We start from the raw sequence: 19,097 nt of genomic DNA, 5'->3' as shown, positions 1-19,097 counted from the left end.
AGTGTGTACCGTCTCTTGAGTATAATCTGAGGGAATTACACACTATTAACAAATATGTTATTTATAAATTAATCTTCGTCCAGTTTAAATTTTGCAAGATTCATTCCGAATGATAAACTCTTGGACTTCACCAACTCCTGAATTTCCGTTAATGATTTTTTACCGAAATTCCTAAACTTCAGCATATCAGCCACGTCATAAGAAACAAGATCGGCCAAAGTCCGGATATCAGCTGCCTTAAGGCAATTTAATGCCCGAACTGACAAATCAAGATCTACCAACTCTGTTTTCAAAATCTTCCTCATATGCAGAATTTCCTCATCAACCTCTTTAGTCTCCTCCTTGGCTTGAGACTCCAATACCAGGTTCTCATCAGAGAAAAGCATGAAGTGTTGAATAAGAATTTTAGCTGCCTCCTTGAGAGCCTCCTCAGGATGTATAGATCCATCTGTAGAAATATCCAGAATCAGCTTCTCGTAATCTGTCTTTTGCTCAACACGATAGTTTTCAATTGTATATTTTACATTCTTCATTGGAGTGAAGATAGAATCTATAGCTATAACGCCAACTACCGCATCAACAAGTTTATTTTCCTCAGCCGCAACATATCCCCTGCCTTTATTGATAGTCAGCTCCACCTCTAGTGTAACTGACTTCTCCATATTACAGATAACAAAATCCGGGTTTAACACCTGGAAATTATTAGAGAACTTAGTGATGTCTCCTGCTGAGAATTGTTCCTGGCCGTTAACGACAATAAATACCTTTTCTGAATCACCCGACTCACCCACTTTCTTAAAGCGAACTTGCTTTAAGTTAAGGATGATCTCTGTAAGATCCTCAACAACCCCTTTTATGGTAGAAAATTCATGGGATACACCTGAAAAACGAATACTTGTAATAGCATAGCCTTCCAAGGAAGAAAGCAATATCCTCCTAAGGGCATTACCAATGGTTACGCCAAAACCTGGCTCCAAAGGACGAAATTCAAATGTACCATCGAAATCGGTCGACTTCTGCATGATCACCTTATCGGGTTTCTGAAATGCTAAAATTGCCATTTATAATGTTTTTTAGATCGTTATTAAAATTTGTAAAGTAAAAAAGCTAATCGCCAAGAGGCAATTAACCTATATTATTACTTAGAGTACAACTCGACTATCAGGTTTTCCTTGATATTCTCAGGAATCTCATCCCTGTTTGGATAAGCAAGAAACTTACCGCTAAGTTCCTGTGCATTCCAGTCCAGCCAGTTGAATTTATTGATTACTCTTCCAGCAACTGAATTGGTAATTGCCTCAAGTGTCTTAGACTTTTCACGGACAGCAATAACATCTCCTGCTTTTAATTGATATGAAGGAATGTTGACTACCTCCCCGTTAACCGTAATGTGTTTATGGCTAACTAACTGACGAGCGGCCGAACGGGTAGTAGCGATACCTAGTCTGTAAACTGTATTGTCCAAACGTGCTTCCAGTAATTGTAACAAATTGTCACCAGTAATTCCCTGACGAGAAGAGGCCTTCGTAAACAAATTACGGAATTGGCGCTCTAGTACCCCATAGGTATATTTAACTTTCTGCTTCTCCATTAACTGGACTGCATACTCAGACTGCTTTCCTCTTCTTTTGGAAACACCATGCTGTCCGGGAGGATAATTCTTTCTTTCTAATACCTTGTCAGGGCCAAAAATTGGCTCTCTGAATTTACGGGCGATTTTGGACTTTGGTCCTGTGTATCTTGCCATTTCTCTTTTGTTTTAAAGTATCTTGCAGCCTATATCTGCAGACTCTTAGCTTTAAAAATTAAATAATTAAACTCTTCTCTTTTTAGGTGGACGACATCCGTTATGTGGAAGCGGTGTAATATCCTTAATCGAGGTCACCTCTAGACCTGCAACCTGTAAAGTTCTGATTGCGGATTCACGTCCGGAACCGGGGCCCTTTACAAATACGTCCACTTTACGTAGACCCAGATCGAAAGCAACCTTACCACAGTCTGAAGCAGCTTGACCCGCGGCATAAGGGGTATTTTTCTTTGACCCCTTAAAGCCCATCTTCCCTGCTGAAGACCAAGAGATGGTTTGACCATTGTTATTTGTTAATGTAACAATGATGTTGTTAAAAGTAGCATTGATGTGTGCCTGGCCAACAGGCTCAATAGCAACAATACGCTTTTTGGTAACTTTTTTACTTTTAGCCATAATTATTATTCAGTACTAAGCTATTATTTAGTAGCCTTTTTCTTGTTAGCAACTGTTTTTCTCTTGCCCTTACGTGTACGAGAATTATTTTTAGTACGCTGACCGCGCACCGGCAAGCCCTTTCTGTGACGCAAACCACGGTAACATCCAATATCCATCAAACGCTTGATGTTCAACTGAACCTCCGAACGCAGAGCACCCTCTACTTTTATGCCGTCATTGATAATAGTACGAATCGCAGACAGTTCATCATCCGTCCAGTCCTGTACCTTCTTGCTGAAATCAATACCCGCTTCGCTTAGTATGCGCTGAGCAGTCGACCTTCCTATTCCATAGATGTAGGTCAAACCAATTTCACCCCTTTTGTTTCTTGGTAAATCTATACCTGATATCCTTGCCATATTTTATATAAATGTGTTATTGGACAAAACGACCGATTGGGCAATCCGTACGTCCAATCCAATCTACTCTACTAATTTTAACCTTGACGTTGCTTAAACTTAGGATTTTTCTTGTTGATGACGTAAAGCTTACCTTTACGACGAATAACCTTGCAATCAGCACTACGTTTTTTAATTGACGACCTAACTTTCATTTTTATTTATATCTATAAGTAATCCTGCCCTTTGATAAATCATAAGGCGACATCTCTAATTTTACTTTGTCTCCAGGCAAAATCTTGATGTAATGCATCCTCATTTTACCAGAAATATGCGCAATAATCTCATGTCCGTTCTCAAGTTCAACCCTGAACATCGCATTAGACAATGCTTCTTTTATTACTCCGTCTTGTTCAATTGAGGCTTGTTTAGCCATATATTATTGATTTTTACTTAATTACCTGCCACTAAACAGGGTTGCAAAATTAAATAAAAAAAACTAATTATCTATCTTTTTTTATTTAAAACTTCATCAACCAAGGTAAAAGTAGATAAAACATCCGCCTTTCCTTTGCCTACAGCCACGGTATGCTCAAAATGAGCAGATGGCTTATTATCTTTTGTTGTTACCGTCCAGCCATCTGACCAGAATTTTACAGAGGCTGTCCCTGCATTGATCATAGGTTCTATAGCGATTACCATACCTTCCTCTAGCTTAACTCCGGAGCCACGTTTTCCATAATTTGGAACTTCTGGTTTCTCATGAAGCTTTATACCTACACCATGCCCTACAAGCTCTCTTACAACTCCAAAACCATGTGCTTCAGCAATAGATTGAACCGCAAAACCAACATCTCCAACACGACATCCAACTATCGCCTTTTCTATACCAGCTTCCAGACACCTCTTAGTAACTTCTACCAGCTTTTGCTTCTCCTCGCCAATATCACCTATTGAAAAAGTATATGCCGAGTCACCAAAATACCCAGACTTAATCACACCACAATCAACAGATATCAAATCGCCTTCCTCAATCACATAGTCGCTAGGAAAACCGTGAACAACCTGCTCGTTAGGCGATATACATAGAGAATATGGAAATCCATTGTAATTCAAAAAAGCCGGTATTGCGTCATGATCTCTGATAAATTCCTCCGCATGTCTGTTAAGAGCCTTTGTTGTAACACCAGGCTCAATTATAACCGCTATCTCAGCTAAAGTTTGGGATACTAGAAGAGAACTCTCCCGTATTAGTTCTATTTGCTCCTGTGATTTATAGTGTATCTTGGACATCTGATCAAATCACTGCGTCACTACTCCCTGCAGTAGCCGGAATACCCGACCTCCCAGTCACACGTCCAGTCTTCATTAAACCATCATAATGACGCATCAATAGATAACTCTCAATTTGTTGAAGTGTATCCAACACTACTCCCACCAGAATCAGTAAAGAAGTGCCGCCGTAAAAGTGAGCAAATTCCGATTTGATACCGAATTTAACAGCTATAGATGGGAGAATCGCTATGATTGCCAAAAAAATAGCCCCGGGGAAAGTAATTTTCGAGATGACATCATCAATAAAAGTTGACGTAGGTAAACCTGGTTTAACACCAGGTATAAAGCCTCCGTTCTTCTTCATATCATCCGACATCTGAGTTGGATTTACAGTAATTGCCGTATAGAAGAATGTAAAAGCAATAATCAGAAAGGCAAATGTAAGACTGTAAGCCAATGATGTATAATCACTAAATTGGATTAGCCAGGTATTTTGAAGCGACGTAAAAAACTGGGTTAAAGTCGCAGGAATGAACATCAATGCTTGGGCAAAAATGATAGGCATTACACCTGCGGCGTTCACCTTCAAAGGAATATATTGTCTAACACCACCAAACTGCCTGTTACCAACAATACGCTTTGCATATTGAACAGGGACCTTGCGGACGCCCTGAACAATCATGATAGTAAACATTACAACAGCAAAAAGTGCAACAATTTCGGCAATCAGTGCAATCAGGCCACCACCCTGATCTACAACACGGGAAGATACTTCCTGCTGGATTGCAATTGGTAACCTTGCAATGATACCGACCATAATAATGAGAGAAGTCCCATTACCGATTCCTTTATCCGTTATTTTTTCACCAAGCCACATCACAAATAATGTGCCTGCAGATAATACAAAGGTAGACAGTACAAAGAAAAGCGTGTGATCAATAATGATAGCCTCTTGAGGAACCTGCGTCTTCACATAACCAACAGCTTGAACAGCCGTAATAGCTACTGTTAGATAACGAGTGATCTGGTTAAGTTTCTTCCTGCCGCTTTCTCCTTCTTTTTGCATCTTTTGAAAAGAAGGTACCGCGATACCTAACAGCTGAACTACGATCGACGCAGAGATATAAGGCATCACACCAAGGGCCAGGATAGACACACGTGAAAACGAACCTCCCGCAAACATATCCAATAATCCCAAGAGCCCTGATTTCTCATTGTCTCCTAAAAGGTTAGCATCTACACCAGGCAAAACCACATGAGATACAAACCTGTAGATCAAAAGAATCATGAGCGTAAACACTATACGCTCCTTTAATTCCTGTATCTTCCAAATATTACTTAAAGTAGTAAACAGCTTCTTCATTAATTATAGATTTTCGATTGAGCCTCCGGCAGCTTCAATTGCCTTTTGCGCACTAGCAGAAAAAGCATGTGCCTTCACACTTAATTTAGCTTTAAGTTCTCCCCGACCAAGGATTTTCACCAGGTCGTTCTTAGAAGCAAGACCGTGTGACTGAAGTGCAGCGACGTCAACAGTGGTCAGTGCAAAATCTTCAGCTAAGCGTTGTAATACGTCTAGGTTGACACCAACGTATTCAACACGGTTGATAGGTTTAAATCCTACTTTTGGAACACGGCGCTGCAAAGGCATTTGACCACCTTCAAACCCAACTTTTGTAGAATGTCCAGACCTTGAGCCAGCACCCTTATGACCACGGGTAGATGTACCACCACGGCCTGATCCTGTACCACGACCAATTCTCTTTTTGTTTTTTACAGCACCTTCAGCAGGTTTCAAATTACTTAAGTTCATTTTTTAAACTTATTATGCTACCCTTCGCTTTCACTAATCAGGGCAACGGTTAAACAATATAAAGGTTGCAAATGTAGTCATATAACTTAAATCTGCAACCCCTAATCAATAATAATGATATATTCTAAAGACTTTCAATAGCTATCAGGTGGTTAACCTTTCTCACCATACCAATAATGGCAGCAGTAGCTTCTACCTCTACACTTTGGTTGATTTTAGTTAATCCTAATGCCTGCATTGTCTTCTTTTGGCGTTCGCTTCTGTCGATAACGCTTTTTACCTGTGTTATTTTGATCTTCGCCATAATGTTATCCGTTAAAAACCTTATTTAAATCAACACCACGGTGCTGCGCCACTGTATATGCATCACGCATTTTAGTCAGCGCATCCACAGTTGCCTTTACCACGTTATGTGGGTTGGATGAACCTTTAGACTTTGCCAGTACGTTGTGTATACCTGCACTTTCCAAGACAGCACGCATCGCACCACCTGCAATAACACCAGTACCCACAGCTGCTGGCTTAATCAGCACAAAACCACCGGAAAACTTGCCGATTTGCTCATGCGGAACAGTTCCATTAAGCAAAGGTACTTTTACAAGATTTTTCTTTGCGTCGTCCACACCCTTAGCAATAGCTTCGGTCACCTCCTTAGCCTTACCTAAACCATAACCTACGATACCGTTCTCATCGCCAACGACTACGATGGCTGAAAAGCTGAACGTACGGCCACCCTTGGTAACTTTTGCAACACGCTGTATGCTCACTAGACGATCTTTGAGTTCGATCTCGCTAGTTTTAACTCTTTTTATATTGATAGTTGACATTCTTATCTATTTACAAGGTTAAAATATTAAACCAGCTTCACGTGCACCATCTGCCAGTGACTTGATGCGACCATGGTACAAATAGCCGTTCCTATCGAAAACAACCTCTTTAACACCTGCAGCCAGTGCCTTTTCAGCAACCAGCCTACCTACTGCTATCGATTGATCAGTTTTACTTCCAGCACCTGAAAAGTCTTTAGACAGTGAAGAAGCTGAAACAATTGTATTACCGGTTTCATCATTGATAATCTGAGCATAAATTCCTTTATTGCTTCTGTAAACCGATAAACGTGGACGGCTTTCAGAGCCCGCAAGCTTTTTCCTGATGCCTTTCTTTATGCGCTCTCTACGAGATATTTTTTTACCTGCCATGATGATTATTTTTTAGAAGCCGATTTACCTGCTTTTCTTCTTAACACTTCGTTCACAAACTTAATACCTTTGCCTTTGTATGGTTCAGGTGCACGTAGCGAACGGATCTTCGCTGCAACCTGACCAATCAGTTGCTTATCGATACTCTCAAGGATGATCTTCGGCGTCTGACCTTTCTCTGAAGTCGTAGTCACCTTAATTTCTTGAGGCAACTGAAAGACATAGTGGTGAGAATATCCCAACACCAAATCTAGGGTATTTCCCTGATTAGTAGCACGATAACCTACACCTACCAGTTCCTGTTCCAGTCTATAACCTTGAGTCACGCCAACAACCATATTATTCAACAGTGAACGATACAAACCGTGCAGTGCCTTATGACGCTTCTGATCAGAAGGACGTTCCACTGTAAGTATGCCGTCTTCCTGTTTAATGGTGATATCTGAATCAATCGCTTGAGTGAGTTCGCCTTTAGGTCCTTTAACCGTAACTACATTATCTTGTGAAACAGTTATCGTAACACCTGAAGGAATATTAATTGGAGCTTTTCCTATTCTTGACATTTTGCTATCCTCCTTTTATTAATAAACGTGACACAAAACCTCACCACCAATATTCAGCTTAGCAGCCTCTTTATCAGTCATCACTCCCTTTGAAGTCGATAGGATCGCAATACCCAGGCCATTTAACACTCTTGGCATATTTTCCACGCCAGCATATTGCCTCAAACCTGGCTTACTGATGCGTACTAGTGAACGGATGGCAGATATTTTAGTGATCGCGTTGTATTTCAACGCAATTTTAATAGTGCCTTGAGTTGTGGTATCCTCAAACTTGTAATTTGCTATATAACCCTTGTCAAAAAGAACCTTAGTAATCTCCTTCTTTAGGTTAGATGCTGGAATCTCAACGATTCTGTGATTTGCCTTAATGGCATTCCTTACTCTTGTAAGGTAATCCGCTATTGGATCTGTGTTCATTCTTTTTATAGTTGTGATAGTGGTTTCCTTCCCGACCCATTCAGGACGACCTTCTATCTGTTAATTCATTTTTAAGTCGGGACCTCAGTTCCCTGAGGCTGGATGCTACCAGCTTGCCTTTCTAACTCCTGGTATCTTACCTTCCAGGGCCATCTCACGGAAAGTTACCCTGGAGATACCAAAAGTACGCATGTAACCACGGGGACGGCCTGTAAGCTTACAACGATTGTGCAAACGTACGGGTGACGAATTCTTAGGAAGCTTGTCTAAAGCCTCATAGTCACCGGCGGCTTTAAGTGCAGCACGTTTCTCAGCATATTTAGCAACCAGCCTCTGGCGCTTTAATTCGCGGGCTTTTACTCCTTCTTTTGCCATTATTGATTAGTATTTTGATTTTTAAAAGGTAATCCAAATTGCTTCAAAAGTTCCAGGGCTTCTACATCAGTCTTAGCAGTAGTTACAAAAGTAATGTCCATACCTAGTATCTTACTGATTTTATCGATATTGATCTCAGGAAAAATGATCTGCTCGGTGATACCCAGTGTATAATTTCCCTTTCCGTCAAATCCCTTATCGTTAATACCTTTGAAGTCACGAATACGAGGCAGGGCTACTGAGATCAAACGATCAAGGAATTCATACATGTTATTGTCACGCAAAGTAACACGCACGCCAACCGGCATTCCCTTTCTCAGTTTAAAGTTAGACACGTCCTTCTTAGACTTTGCAGCAACAGCCTGCTGCCCGGAGATGGTAGTCATTTCTAATATAGAACTGTCAACGATCTTCTTGTCGGTTACCGAAAAACGGCCAACACCCTGATTGATGGAGATCTTCTCCAGTTTAGGGACCTGCATTACACTTTTATAGTTAAACTTATCCTTAAGTGCAGATACGATCTCCTCTTTATATTTATTCTTTAATCTTGGTACGTAAGCCATTATTTGATCTCCTCTCCTGATTTTTTACTAAACCTAACCAATTTCCCATCAGCATTGAGCTTCCTGCCAACACGGGTAATCTCACCTGATTTAGGATCGACCAAAGCCACGTTAGAAATATTAAGAGCAGCCTCCTTTTTGATGATGCCACCGTTTGGAGTAGCAGCATTCGGTTTTGTATGTTTTGACACGAGGTTAACGCCTTCCACAAGTACACGGCCTTTTGAAACCAGTACAGAAAGTACTTTGCCCTGCTGACCTTTTGAGTCTCCGGCGATAACCTTTACTAAATCCCCCTTACGGATTTTTATCTTCGGTGTAGTTACTTTATTTTCCATTTTATAATACCTCCGGTGCTAATGATACAATTTTCATGAATTGCTTTTCACGCAGTTCTCTTGCTACCGGTCCAAAGATACGTGTTCCGCGTGGCTCATCCTGATTATTCAGTAGTACAGCCGCATTGTCATCAAAGCGGATATAAGATCCATCCTTACGTCTGATTTCCTTTTTGGTCCTCACCACAACTGCCTTAGAAACTGTTCCCTTCTTAATGTTGCCTGAAGGAAGCGCGCTTTTTACGGTAACAACGATCTTATCACCAATAGAAGCATATCTTTTACCGGTACCACCCAATACACGGATAACCAATACTTCTTTTGCACCGCTATTATCGGCTACGTTTAATCTTGATTCCTGTTGTACCATGTTATTTAGCCCTTTCTAAAATTTGCACTAATCTCCAGTTCTTGTTCTTGCTCAGCGGACGTGTTTCCATGATCAGCACAGTATCACCGATACCACAATCATTCTTTTCGTCATGAGCCATAAATTTGGTAGTTTTCTTCACGAACTTACCATAGATCGGGTGCTTCACTTTCCGCTCAACTGCGACAACGATAGACTTATCCATCTTGTTGCTTACTACCAACCCGGTTCTTGTTTTTCTTAATTGTCTTTCCATTTGGACGCTAAATTATTTAATTTCAGTAGCAGACTGAGCTTTACGCTGAGTCACTTCAGTTTTTAATCGGGCTATATCTTTTCTTACCTTACTGATACGTGAAGGATTCTCTATAGCCGAAATTGCGTGAGCAAATTTCAATTTAACCAGGTTCTCTTTTTCTTCGGCGATCCTGGCAATCAATTCCTCCTGTGAAAGCCCTTTGATTTCTGAGTTTTTCATTTTGTTATCTTTTATTAATTGGGTCCAGCGGTTATAATAACAAGTTACTTACAACATCCAACCCAAAACTCTTACTATGCTTCTACGTAATCTCTACGTACTACAAATTTAGTCTGGACAGGTAATTTTTGAGCAGCAAGTCTCATCGCTTCTTTAGCGATTTCCAACGGTACACCTTCTGCTTCGAAGATGATACGCCCCGGTCTTACCACGGCCACCCAATACTCAGGAGCGCCCTTACCTTTACCCATACGCACTTCGGCAGGTTTTTTGGTCACCGGCTTATCCGGGAATATCCTGATCCAAACCTGGCCTTCGCGTTTCATGAAACGAGTTACCGCAATACGGGCTGCCTCTATCTGACGACTGGTAATCCAGGTCGCCTCCAAAGATTTGATCCCGAAGGATCCGAATGATAATTCAGCACCACGAGTAGCTAAACCTTTCATTCTGCCCTTTTGCATCTTTCTGAACTTCGTTCTTTTTGGCTGTAACATTTTATCTTAATATTATCGTAAAACGATCTGTTAACTAATTATTTACGGGGCCCTCTGTTCTGAGTATTCCCGCCTCTGTTATCTCTTCCTGATCCGGAACCTCCCTGACCAGGGCCTCTTCCGCCACGGCCTCTGTCATTTCTCCTTTCGCCACCGCGGCCGTCTCTTTCTCTGCCAGAGAATCCACTACCTTCAGTCCTGCCACCTTTACCTGGGGCATTGTTTGCGGCACCGATGTTAGGAGAAAGATCACGTTTACCATAAACTTCACCTTTGCAGATCCATACCTTAACACCGATCTTACCATAAGTGGTCAATGCCTCAGCAAGCGCATAGTCTATATCTGCACGGAAAGTATGCAAAGGAATCCTTCCTTCTTTGTATTGCTCGTTTCTTGCCATCTCCGCACCACCAAGACGTCCTGAAGTCATGATCTTGATACCTTCTGCCCCCATACGCATGGTTGAGGCAATTGTAGATTTCATTGCTCTGCGGAAAGAGATCCTCGCCTCAAGCTGTTTGGCTACGCCCTCTGCAACCAGTTGCGCATCAAGCTCGGGACGTTTGATCTCAAAGATATTGATCTGTATCTCCTTTTTAGTCAACTTCTTCAATTCTTCCTTGATTTTGTCAACTTCCTGACCTGCCTTTCCGATCACAATACCCGGACGAGCAGTATGGATGGTCACGGTAATGCGTTTCAGCGTGCGCTCAATCACTACCTTTGCAACACCACCCTTAGCAATACGTGCTGAGAGGTATTTTCTTATTTTCTCATCCTCAACTAATTTATCAGCATAGTTGTTGCCCCCGAACCAGTTAGAATCCCAACCTTTGATGATTCCTAACCTGTTACCTATTGGATGTGCTTTTTGTCCCATTTCTGTTAATTAGTTTGAGTTTCAACGTTTTTACTATCTACAATCAGTGTAACGTGGTTGGAACGCTTACGGATTCTGTATCCACGTCCCTGAGGAGCAGGTCTCAGTCTCTTTAACTGACGGCCACCGCCTACCATCACTGTTTTCACATATAACTGACTTTCTTCAGGGCGTGAACCTTCATTTTTGCTTTCCCAGTTTTTGATCGCCGACAATAAAAGTTTCTCAACCCTTACAGCCGCATCCTTATTGGTAAATTTCAAAATATGTAAAGCTTTTTCTACGCGTTCACCTCTGATAAGATCTACAACCAGACGCATCTTACGCGGCGAGGTTGGACAATTGTTTAATTTCGCTACTGCTTCCATCTCTTAATTACTTTTTCTTTTCAGAGTGCCCTCTAAATGTTCTGGTTGGAGCAAACTCTCCCAGCTTATGACCAACCATGTTTTCTGTTACGTATACCGGTATAAATTTATTACCGTTGTGTACTGCAAATGTATGTCCCACAAAATCCGGTGAGATCATTGATCTGCGAGACCAAGTTTTGATCACAGACTTTTTGCCTGAATCATTCATAGAGACAACCTTCTTCTCTACGTTATGGTCAATATAAGGTCCTTTTTTAATTGAACGAGCCATTATTTCTTCCTTTTCTCTATGATGAAACGATTTGAGTATTTTTTCAGGGTACGGGTTTTATAACCTTTAGCATAAACACCGTTCCTTGACCGTGGCTGGCCTCCGGATGCACGGCCCTCGCCACCACCCATCGGGTGATCTACAGGGTTCATAGCTACCGGACGTGTCCTCGGACGACGACCGACCCAACGGCTGCGTCCTGCCTTACCCAGTACTTCATTCGAATGGTCAGAGTTGGAAACAGCTCCGATAGTTGCCAGACAAGCAGTCAGAATCAACCTGGTTTCACCCGAAGGCATTTTCAAAGTCGCATACTTACCATCGCGGGCAGCAAGTTGTGCATAGGCACCGGCACTACGTGCCAGCTGCGCTCCCCGTCCCGGATGAATTTCCACGTTGTGGATAATTGAACCCAGCGGAATGTTCGCCAGTTTCAATGTGTTTCCGATTTCAGGGGTAGCAGTATCACCTGATACAACTTTCTGTCCAACCTGTAGTCCTTCAGGGGCAATAATATAGCGCTTCTCGCCATCTGCATAGTTCAGCAAAGCGATCCTTGCTGTACGGTTAGGATCGTACTCAATAGTCGCAACGGTGGCAGGGATGTCGAACTTATTACGTTTAAAATCAATTAAACGATAAGATTGCTTGTGACCACCACCAATATAACGCATGGTCATTTTACCTGTATTGTTACGCCCTCCCGATTTCTTAGAAGATACAACCAATGATTTTTCGGGCTTGGTTGCTGTAATCTCCGTAAAGCTGGCCCCAACCCTGAAGCGGGTACCCGGAGTAACTGGTTTAAATTTTCTTAAGCCCATAGTTTATACTTATTCAATTCTTATTAAAGATTAGCGTAATAGTCTATAGTTTCGCCTTCTTTAAGGGTAACGATAGCCTTCTTATATTTCGGACTGCGTCCGGTCACAAACCCAGCCTTGGTATTTCTGGTCTTCACTTTACCATCAACCACCATTGTATTCACCGCAAGCACATTAACACCATACATTTTCTCAATCAGTTGCTTGATCTGCAGTTTGTTCGCTTTATGGTCTACCTTAAATGTAAAACGGTTAGACTTTTCGGTTAAGGCTGAAGCCTTTTCTGTTAATATCGGTTTTCTTAAAAGTTCCATTATTACTTGGCAAACGCCTCCTCCAGGGTTTTAAGAGAATCAGTAGTCAGCAACAGCTTGCCGCAGTTCAATACATCATAGGTATTCAACTCAGCGGCGGTAATCACCTTTGCCTTCTGAATGTTTCTGCTTGATAAATAGATATTGTTATTTTGTGAAGGTAAAACCAGCAAAGTCTTTTCACCTGCAAGGTTCAACGCGTTAACCAGGTTTACATAATTCTTAGTCTTCACCGAGTCGAATGTAAAATCTTCGAGTACCACAACATTCTGGTCATGTGCTTTATAAGTAAGAGCAGACTTCCTTGCTAGTACTTTAAGCTTTTTGTTCAGTTTAAAACTATAGTCCCTTGGCTGAGGACCGAATACGCGACCACCACCATTGAATAATGGAGACTTGATACTTCCTGCACGGGCACCACCAGTCCCCTTTTGCTTATACAGCTTGCGGGTAGATCCGGCAATCTCATTACGCTGCTTAGACTTATGGGTACCCTGACGCTGATTAGCAAGATATTGCTTAATGTCCAGGTAGATCGCATGGTCAACCGGAGCGATATCAAAAATAAATTCAGGAAGCTGCACCTTGGCACCTGTTTCTTTTCCTGAAATGTTTAATACTTTAACTTCCATCTGCTTACTTATCTAAGATTACGTAAGAACCCTTAGCTCCTGGAACAGAGCCACTAACTACTAAAAGATTTTGATCAGCATAAACTTTCAAAACCTGAAGGTTCTGAATCTTAACCCTGTCTCCACCCATTCTGCCCGCCATACGCATACCTTTGAATACGCGAGAAGGATAAGAAGATGCACCTAGTGAACCAGGAGCACGCATTCTGTTGTGCTGTCCATGGGTCTGCCCCCCAACACCTCCAAAGCCATGGCGCTTCACAACACCCTGATGACCTTTACCCTTTGATGTACCAACAACATCTACAAAATCTCCTTCACTGAAGATATCCACAGTCACTGTGTCACCCAGATTCAAAGAATCCTCGAACGGCGCAAATTCAACCAGCTTACGCTTAGGCGTAGTACCAGCTTTCTTAAAATGGCCTTTCAAAGGCTGTGTCGTGTTCTTCTCTTTAGCTTCATCATAGCTCAACTGAACAGACTCATAACCGTCCTTTTCGGCGGTCTTCACTTGTGTTACCACACAAGGCCCAGCTTCAATTACCGTACATGGAATATTTTTCCCATCGGCATTGAAAATACTGGTCATTCCTACTTTTTTTCCAATAATACCTGACATTTTCTATTTTAAATTAACACCCATCGAAGCAGTAGGGCTTCGTTCAAGGTGGATATACAATCCCCGCAAAGGGACGGCAAAAATAGAAAAGAAATCTTAATTTTCAAATAGTTAGCACTTATTTTTTCAAATAAATGCTAAAAGAAATTGTGGCCCACACTACTTTAAATGAGATCAGACCATCAGTTTATTGCTTAGGCCAAACAATATAACAGTCAATACAAATACGCCAATCAACACATAGAGATAATCCCTTTCGATCATAAAGCCAAAAATAGAAAACAAAATACGTAGCACCGGTGTAAATATCAATAGTAGGATTCCCATTTGTATCACCGACTCTCCGTTACCTGTAGTCAATCCCGATAGTATTTCTCCAATAGAACCCTTCGGTGCTTGTGCCGGATCAAATTTGGCATAATTGACCAGATCCCTATAGTGAAAAAACAAATAAATCAGCGCCCCTACAAACACGACACTCATTGAGCTTATAATTCCCACTCGCAACAAAGCACCCAGAATCAACTGTATATCTCTGTCTCCTGACCTATTTATATTCACATTCTTCATATCTATAAACCGTCAGTCAATCCATTATAAATCATTTGCGAAGCCAGAAATAAAACAACTACAGCAAAAAATAACTTCAGCTTATCCGTTTGCACGCGGATCAATAGCCTGGCTCCCAGGATTGAACCGGAGAGCACGCCCAAAGCTACAGGCATAGCAATCCCAGGATCAATTTGTCCACGGTGAAAATACACTATCGCACTCGCAGCACCAGTTACTCCCATCATAAAGTTACTAGTTGTGGTAGATACCTTGAAGGGGATTTTCATAATATTATCCATCGCAATTACCTTTAAAGCCCCCGAACCAATCCCCAGTAACCCCGAGATCAGTCCAGCCACAAACATCATCAGAAAACCACCTGCAACGTGGTGTACCTGATAATACTTCCATTCTCCATTTGCGGGGTAACGTCCGTCAAGCCTCAATAAAACCGCAAGCCTGTCAGCAGGTTTATCATCAGTATGCTCATTTTTCTTTTTGAGCATCATCAGTGCTGAAAACACCAGAACAATACCAAAAATTACTGCAATATAATCTGGATCAACAAAAATAGTAACAACTGCACCCACAATTGCACTAACAGTAGTAGCTATTTCAAGAAACATTCCGATACGCACATTAGTAATCCCTTCCTTTACATAAGTAGCAGCCGCACCCGAAGAAGTCGCAATTACAGAGATGATGGATGCCCCGATAGCATAATGGATATCTACCTTAAGAAGCAGAGTTAGGAGCGGTATAATGATTACTCCCCCGCCAAGCCCCGTAAGCGCTCCTACCAGGCCGGCAATAAAAGCACCCGTCAGAACAATAAATGTAAACAGCAATACAGACATGCATCGCAAATATACTATCTGCCGTCATAACACAATAAATTTAAAATACGATTGTTAAATTAGGCAAACGAATAAATTTCGGCTTATGAGAAACCCCCTATCAACCCTGATTGTATTTGTATTTTTTTTGACCAATGCAAAAGCACAGTTCAAGCCAGACAGCATCAGAACAGATCCCAGTATCAATGGACAATATCAGCTCCTGCTCAGCAAATCCCGGACATTGGACGGTTATAAAATGATCAATCCCTATAGGCTTAGCACATTCTGGAAAAGTGTTCAGGATACCTTGGCCATATCAAAACGACAACTTTCAAGCGCAAAAAAAGAGATCAGCGGATACAAAAGTGAAATCAGAAATCTGAAGCAGCACATCAGCGGTACCGAAAACTCTCTGGCCAGCTCTAACGCAAAGATCAACAAAATCAGTCTCCTTGGAATCAGCTTTACAAAAGGCAATTATAACCTTATTGTATGGGGGCTTATCCTCACCCTCACGCTGACACTGATCATCGTAATCCTCAGATCTGCAAAAAACATACATGAAGCGCGCTACCGGAGCACTTTATATGAAGAAATCAGCCAGGAATATCAAGCCTACAAAGTCAAAGCCAATGAAAAGGAAAAGAAACTTGCACGAGAACTCCAGGACGAGCGGAACAAACTCGAAGAACTAAGAAACCGATGACACGAAATTTAAAAGAATGAAACCGATAAAGCAAAACGGTCCCGGGAATTCCCGGGACCGTTTTGCTAAAATTAAAATCCGTTAAACTTTGATCTCTACTTCAACACCACTAGGCAATTCAAGCTTCATTAAAGCATCAACTGTCTTAGAGTTTGAACTGTAGATGTCCAGCAGACGCTTGTAAGCACATAATTGAAACTGTTCACGTGCTTTTTTGTTTACATGCGGTGAACGCAATACGGTAAACACTTTCTTTTCAGTTGGCAACGGAATAGGTCCGCTCACTACCGCGCCTGTCGGCTTAACGGTCTTTACGATTTTCTCAGCAGACTTGTCTACGAGATTGTAATCGTAAGATTTCAATTTGATTCTGATTCTTTGGCTCATTGTTTTATTTAATTAAGGCAACTTGTTAGAGCTATTAATAACCTGCCGCCGTTTATCTTTAATAGGCACCGGACCTAAGTCCGGTGCCATTATTGTATGGATTAATCTAAAGATTTAACTTTACCTTTAGACTTCGCGATCACTTCATCCTGAACGTTTTTAGGCGCTGGCTCATAGTGGTCAAACTCCATCGTAGAAGTTGCACGGCCCGAAGTAATGGTACGCAACTGGGTTACATAACCAAACATTTCCGACAGTGGTACCAAAGCCTTGATCACCTGTGCACCATTACGTGTATCCATGCCTTGCAGCTGTCCACGACGACGGTTAAGGTCACCCATTACATCACCCATGTTTTCCTCGGGAGTTAGTACCTCAATCTTCATGATCGGCTCCATCAACACAGGCTTACACTTAGGCAATGCTTCACGGAAAGCGGAACGTGCTGCGATCTCGAAGGACAATGCATCAGAGTCGACTGCGTGAAATGAACCATCGATTAGACGGACTTTCATATCAGGCAGAGGGAAGCCAGCCAAAACACCATTAGACATAGCAGCGGCAAAACCTTTTTCTACAGAAGGGATGAATTCGCGAGGAATAGCACCACCTACGATCTCGTTCACGAACTGTAGACCACCTTTTTCGAAATCCTCGTCGATCGGAGAAATCACCACCTGGATATCTGCGAACTTACCACGACCACCAGTTTGCTTCTTATAAGTCTCACGATGCTGTGTAGAACCTGTAATCGCCTCTTTATAAGCAACCTGAGGTGCGCCCTGGTTTACCTCTACCTTGAATTCGCGCTTCAAACGATCGATCAGGATGTCCAGATGAAGCTCTCCCATACCAGAGATTACAGTCTGTCCGGTCTCTTCATCAGTCTGAACCCTGAAAGTAGGATCCTCTTCTGCCAGTTTACCCAATGCAATACCCAGTTTATCTACGTCAGCCTGAGTCTTAGGTTCAATCGCCAAACCGATAACCGGATCCGGGAACACCATAGACTCAAGAACGATAGGATTCTTCTCATCACAAAGCGTATCACCTGTTTTGATATCCTTAAAGCCTACTACCGCAGCAATATCACCAGCTCCTACGTTAGGAATAGGGTTTTGCTTATTGGCATGCATCTGGAAAATACGCGAGATACGTTCTTTGCCTTCTGAACGTGCATTATACACATAAGAACCTGCTTCCAGATTACCTGAATAAACACGGATAAAGCATAGACGCCCTACAAAGGGGTCAGTCGCGATTTTAAATGCAAGTGCAGAGAACGGTTCGTTAACATCCGGTTGACGAACGATTTCCTCGCCTGTATTCGGGTTGGTACCAGTGATGCCATCCACATCCAGCGGTGAAGGTAATAACTCCATAACCAGGTCAAGCATAGTCTGAACACCCTTGTTCTTGAAAGAAGATCCACAAACCATGGGAACGATCTTCGCATCCAGAGTTGCCTTACGCAACGCATCCAGTATCTCACGTTCAGTGATCGAATTTGGATCATCAAAGAACTTCTCCATCAGCGACTCATCGTAATCAGCAACCGCCTCCAGTAAGTTTTCTCTCCATTCTGCTACTTCATCCAGCATATCGTCTGGGATTGGCACTTCAGTAAAGGTCATTCCCTTATCATGCTCATTCCAGACAATACCGCGATTATTGATCAGGTCAACTACACCTTTAAAAGCATCCTCAGAACCGATCGGCAATTGCAACGGAACAGCATGACTGCCCAGCATATCCTTTACCTGTTTCACAACCTTTAGGAAATCAGCACCTGAGCGGTCCATTTTATTCACGAAACCGATACGCGGAACTGCATAATTGTTTGCCAGACGCCAGTTGGTTTCAGACTGAGGTTCAACACCGTCCACAGCTGAAAACAAAAACACCAATCCGTCCAGTACACGCAATGAACGGTTTACCTCAACAGTAAAGTCCACGTGTCCTGGAGTATCGATAACATTCACCTGATATTTGTTACCACGGTATGGCCAAAAAACAGTAGTGGCAGCAGACGTGATGGTAATTCCACGTTCAGCCTCCTGTACCATCCAGTCCATTGTAGACGCACCTTCATGCACCTCGCCAATTTTATGGTTTACACCGGCATAATAAAGGATACGCTCGGTAGTAGTGGTCTTACCCGCATCGATGTGCGCCGCGATACCAATGTTTCTTGTGTATTTTAAATCTCTTGCCATTTTTATTA

Annotated in this window: 33 protein-coding genes; 1 reads left to right on the top strand and 32 read right to left on the bottom strand. The window is 42.1% G+C overall.

From position 1 onward, the window contains the following. Positions 1–68 precede the first annotated feature (68 nt). The 30 genes from P2W84_RS09075 to P2W84_RS08930 form a co-directional block, all read right to left on the bottom strand. Positions 69–1,061: a DNA-directed RNA polymerase subunit alpha gene (locus P2W84_RS09075; protein ID WP_276089798.1), complete on the bottom strand. Its 993-nt coding sequence runs from the start codon at positions 1,059–1,061 to the stop codon at positions 69–71. A gap of 77 nt (positions 1,062–1,138) precedes the next feature. Next, positions 1,139–1,747, bottom strand: a complete 609-nt coding sequence (rpsD, locus tag P2W84_RS09070) for a 30S ribosomal protein S4 (RefSeq protein WP_276089797.1) — start codon at positions 1,745–1,747, stop codon at positions 1,139–1,141. 66 nt (positions 1,748–1,813) lie between these two features. Next, complete coding sequence (gene rpsK / locus P2W84_RS09065) at positions 1,814–2,203, bottom strand: 30S ribosomal protein S11 (protein ID WP_276089796.1); 390 nt, start codon at positions 2,201–2,203, stop codon at positions 1,814–1,816. 23 nt (positions 2,204–2,226) lie between these two features. Continuing rightward, positions 2,227–2,604 carry a 30S ribosomal protein S13 gene (gene rpsM / locus P2W84_RS09060; RefSeq protein WP_276089795.1) on the bottom strand — a complete coding sequence of 126 codons (378 nt, stop codon included), beginning with the start codon at positions 2,602–2,604 and terminating at the stop codon, positions 2,227–2,229. Positions 2,605–2,681: 77 nt separating this feature from the next. Further along, on the bottom strand, positions 2,682–2,798 hold the full coding sequence (ykgO, locus tag P2W84_RS09055; protein WP_008244551.1) for a type B 50S ribosomal protein L36: 117 nt from the start codon (positions 2,796–2,798) through the stop codon (positions 2,682–2,684). Positions 2,799–2,800: 2 nt separating this feature from the next. Then, complete coding sequence (gene infA, locus P2W84_RS09050; RefSeq protein WP_048907428.1) at positions 2,801–3,019, bottom strand: translation initiation factor IF-1; 219 nt, start codon at positions 3,017–3,019, stop codon at positions 2,801–2,803. A gap of 71 nt (positions 3,020–3,090) precedes the next feature. Next, a complete protein-coding gene (gene map, locus P2W84_RS09045; RefSeq protein ID WP_276089794.1) occupies positions 3,091–3,876 on the bottom strand; it encodes a type I methionyl aminopeptidase in 786 nt (261 codons plus the stop codon). 4 nt (positions 3,877–3,880) lie between these two features. Continuing rightward, positions 3,881–5,221, bottom strand: a complete 1,341-nt coding sequence (gene secY, locus P2W84_RS09040; protein ID WP_276089793.1) for a preprotein translocase subunit SecY — start codon at positions 5,219–5,221, stop codon at positions 3,881–3,883. A 3-nt stretch (positions 5,222–5,224) separates the two neighbouring features. Then, complete coding sequence (gene rplO / locus P2W84_RS09035; protein WP_276089792.1) at positions 5,225–5,671, bottom strand: 50S ribosomal protein L15; 447 nt, start codon at positions 5,669–5,671, stop codon at positions 5,225–5,227. 124 nt (positions 5,672–5,795) lie between these two features. Beyond that, positions 5,796–5,975, bottom strand: a complete 180-nt coding sequence (gene rpmD / locus P2W84_RS09030) for a 50S ribosomal protein L30 (protein ID WP_276089791.1) — start codon at positions 5,973–5,975, stop codon at positions 5,796–5,798. A gap of 4 nt (positions 5,976–5,979) precedes the next feature. After that, complete coding sequence (gene rpsE, locus P2W84_RS09025; protein ID WP_276089790.1) at positions 5,980–6,498, bottom strand: 30S ribosomal protein S5; 519 nt, start codon at positions 6,496–6,498, stop codon at positions 5,980–5,982. An 18-nt stretch (positions 6,499–6,516) separates the two neighbouring features. Further along, positions 6,517–6,870, bottom strand: a complete 354-nt coding sequence (rplR, locus tag P2W84_RS09020) for a 50S ribosomal protein L18 (RefSeq protein ID WP_276089789.1) — start codon at positions 6,868–6,870, stop codon at positions 6,517–6,519. A gap of 5 nt (positions 6,871–6,875) precedes the next feature. Next, positions 6,876–7,433 (bottom strand): 50S ribosomal protein L6, encoded by a 558-nt coding sequence (rplF, locus tag P2W84_RS09015; protein ID WP_276089788.1) that lies wholly within the window; start codon positions 7,431–7,433, stop codon positions 6,876–6,878. A gap of 18 nt (positions 7,434–7,451) precedes the next feature. Next, positions 7,452–7,850, bottom strand: coding sequence for a 30S ribosomal protein S8 (gene rpsH, locus P2W84_RS09010; RefSeq protein ID WP_276089787.1), 399 nt, complete (start codon positions 7,848–7,850; stop codon positions 7,452–7,454). A 105-nt stretch (positions 7,851–7,955) separates the two neighbouring features. Next, complete coding sequence (gene rpsN, locus P2W84_RS09005) at positions 7,956–8,225, bottom strand: 30S ribosomal protein S14 (RefSeq protein ID WP_276089786.1); 270 nt, start codon at positions 8,223–8,225, stop codon at positions 7,956–7,958. Then, positions 8,225–8,791 carry a 50S ribosomal protein L5 gene (gene rplE / locus P2W84_RS09000; protein WP_276089785.1) on the bottom strand — a complete coding sequence of 189 codons (567 nt, stop codon included), beginning with the start codon at positions 8,789–8,791 and terminating at the stop codon, positions 8,225–8,227. The genes rpsN and rplE overlap by 1 nt, the downstream gene beginning before the upstream one ends. After that, on the bottom strand, positions 8,791–9,129 hold the full coding sequence (rplX, locus tag P2W84_RS08995; RefSeq protein WP_346348957.1) for a 50S ribosomal protein L24: 339 nt from the start codon (positions 9,127–9,129) through the stop codon (positions 8,791–8,793). Before rplX ends, rplE begins: the two co-directional genes overlap by 1 nt. Position 9,130: 1 nt before the next feature. Then, on the bottom strand, positions 9,131–9,499 hold the full coding sequence (gene rplN, locus P2W84_RS08990) for a 50S ribosomal protein L14 (RefSeq protein WP_066006038.1): 369 nt from the start codon (positions 9,497–9,499) through the stop codon (positions 9,131–9,133). 1 nt (position 9,500) lies between these two features. Beyond that, positions 9,501–9,755: a 30S ribosomal protein S17 gene (gene rpsQ, locus P2W84_RS08985; protein WP_084237687.1), complete on the bottom strand. Its 255-nt coding sequence runs from the start codon at positions 9,753–9,755 to the stop codon at positions 9,501–9,503. 12 nt (positions 9,756–9,767) lie between these two features. Continuing rightward, the gene (rpmC, locus tag P2W84_RS08980) at positions 9,768–9,977 is read right to left on the bottom strand and encodes a 50S ribosomal protein L29 (RefSeq protein WP_276089784.1); all 210 of its coding nucleotides are present in this window, start codon (positions 9,975–9,977) and stop codon (positions 9,768–9,770) included. Between the two features lie 74 nt (positions 9,978–10,051). Next, entirely contained in the window at positions 10,052–10,474 is a 423-nt protein-coding gene (gene rplP / locus P2W84_RS08975; protein ID WP_276089783.1) for a 50S ribosomal protein L16, read from the bottom strand. Positions 10,475–10,512: 38 nt separating this feature from the next. Then, positions 10,513–11,355: a 30S ribosomal protein S3 gene (gene rpsC / locus P2W84_RS08970; protein ID WP_276089782.1), complete on the bottom strand. Its 843-nt coding sequence runs from the start codon at positions 11,353–11,355 to the stop codon at positions 10,513–10,515. Between the two features lie 5 nt (positions 11,356–11,360). Further along, on the bottom strand, positions 11,361–11,723 hold the full coding sequence (rplV, locus tag P2W84_RS08965; RefSeq protein ID WP_276089781.1) for a 50S ribosomal protein L22: 363 nt from the start codon (positions 11,721–11,723) through the stop codon (positions 11,361–11,363). Positions 11,724–11,730: 7 nt separating this feature from the next. Continuing rightward, on the bottom strand, positions 11,731–11,997 hold the full coding sequence (gene rpsS, locus P2W84_RS08960) for a 30S ribosomal protein S19 (protein ID WP_008244581.1): 267 nt from the start codon (positions 11,995–11,997) through the stop codon (positions 11,731–11,733). Next, positions 11,997–12,821: a 50S ribosomal protein L2 gene (gene rplB, locus P2W84_RS08955; protein WP_276089780.1), complete on the bottom strand. Its 825-nt coding sequence runs from the start codon at positions 12,819–12,821 to the stop codon at positions 11,997–11,999. Before rplB ends, rpsS begins: the two co-directional genes overlap by 1 nt. Positions 12,822–12,844: 23 nt before the next feature. After that, the gene (gene rplW, locus P2W84_RS08950; RefSeq protein ID WP_276089779.1) at positions 12,845–13,135 is read right to left on the bottom strand and encodes a 50S ribosomal protein L23; all 291 of its coding nucleotides are present in this window, start codon (positions 13,133–13,135) and stop codon (positions 12,845–12,847) included. Positions 13,136–13,137: 2 nt separating this feature from the next. Then, positions 13,138–13,767 (bottom strand): 50S ribosomal protein L4, encoded by a 630-nt coding sequence (gene rplD / locus P2W84_RS08945; protein ID WP_276089778.1) that lies wholly within the window; start codon positions 13,765–13,767, stop codon positions 13,138–13,140. Positions 13,768–13,771: 4 nt separating this feature from the next. After that, entirely contained in the window at positions 13,772–14,389 is a 618-nt protein-coding gene (gene rplC / locus P2W84_RS08940; protein WP_276089777.1) for a 50S ribosomal protein L3, read from the bottom strand. 174 nt (positions 14,390–14,563) lie between these two features. Continuing rightward, positions 14,564–14,959: a DUF1634 domain-containing protein gene (locus P2W84_RS08935; RefSeq protein ID WP_276089776.1), complete on the bottom strand. Its 396-nt coding sequence runs from the start codon at positions 14,957–14,959 to the stop codon at positions 14,564–14,566. Positions 14,960–14,961: 2 nt separating this feature from the next. Further along, positions 14,962–15,798, bottom strand: a complete 837-nt coding sequence (locus P2W84_RS08930) for a sulfite exporter TauE/SafE family protein (RefSeq protein ID WP_276089775.1) — start codon at positions 15,796–15,798, stop codon at positions 14,962–14,964. An 85-nt stretch (positions 15,799–15,883) separates the two neighbouring features. Here P2W84_RS08930 and P2W84_RS08925 point away from each other — a divergent pair, with 85 nt between their 5' ends. Further along, a complete protein-coding gene (locus tag P2W84_RS08925; RefSeq protein ID WP_276089774.1) occupies positions 15,884–16,486 on the top strand; it encodes a hypothetical protein in 603 nt (200 codons plus the stop codon). 81 nt (positions 16,487–16,567) lie between these two features. Here the strand turns inward: P2W84_RS08925 and rpsJ are convergent, their stop codons facing one another. Together rpsJ and fusA are read right to left on the bottom strand one after the other, a co-directional pair. Further along, entirely contained in the window at positions 16,568–16,873 is a 306-nt protein-coding gene (gene rpsJ, locus P2W84_RS08920) for a 30S ribosomal protein S10 (protein WP_084237698.1), read from the bottom strand. A gap of 101 nt (positions 16,874–16,974) precedes the next feature. Beyond that, positions 16,975–19,089: an elongation factor G gene (gene fusA / locus P2W84_RS08915; protein WP_276089773.1), complete on the bottom strand. Its 2,115-nt coding sequence runs from the start codon at positions 19,087–19,089 to the stop codon at positions 16,975–16,977. Between the last annotated feature and the right edge of the window lie 8 nt (positions 19,090–19,097).

The organism is Pedobacter sp. JY14-1 (assembly GCF_029269825.1).
Classification (GTDB): domain Bacteria; phylum Bacteroidota; class Bacteroidia; order Sphingobacteriales; family Sphingobacteriaceae; genus Pedobacter.
The sequence above is the reverse complement of the archived record's forward strand: the minus strand, read 5'-3'. Positions and strand labels throughout refer to the sequence as shown.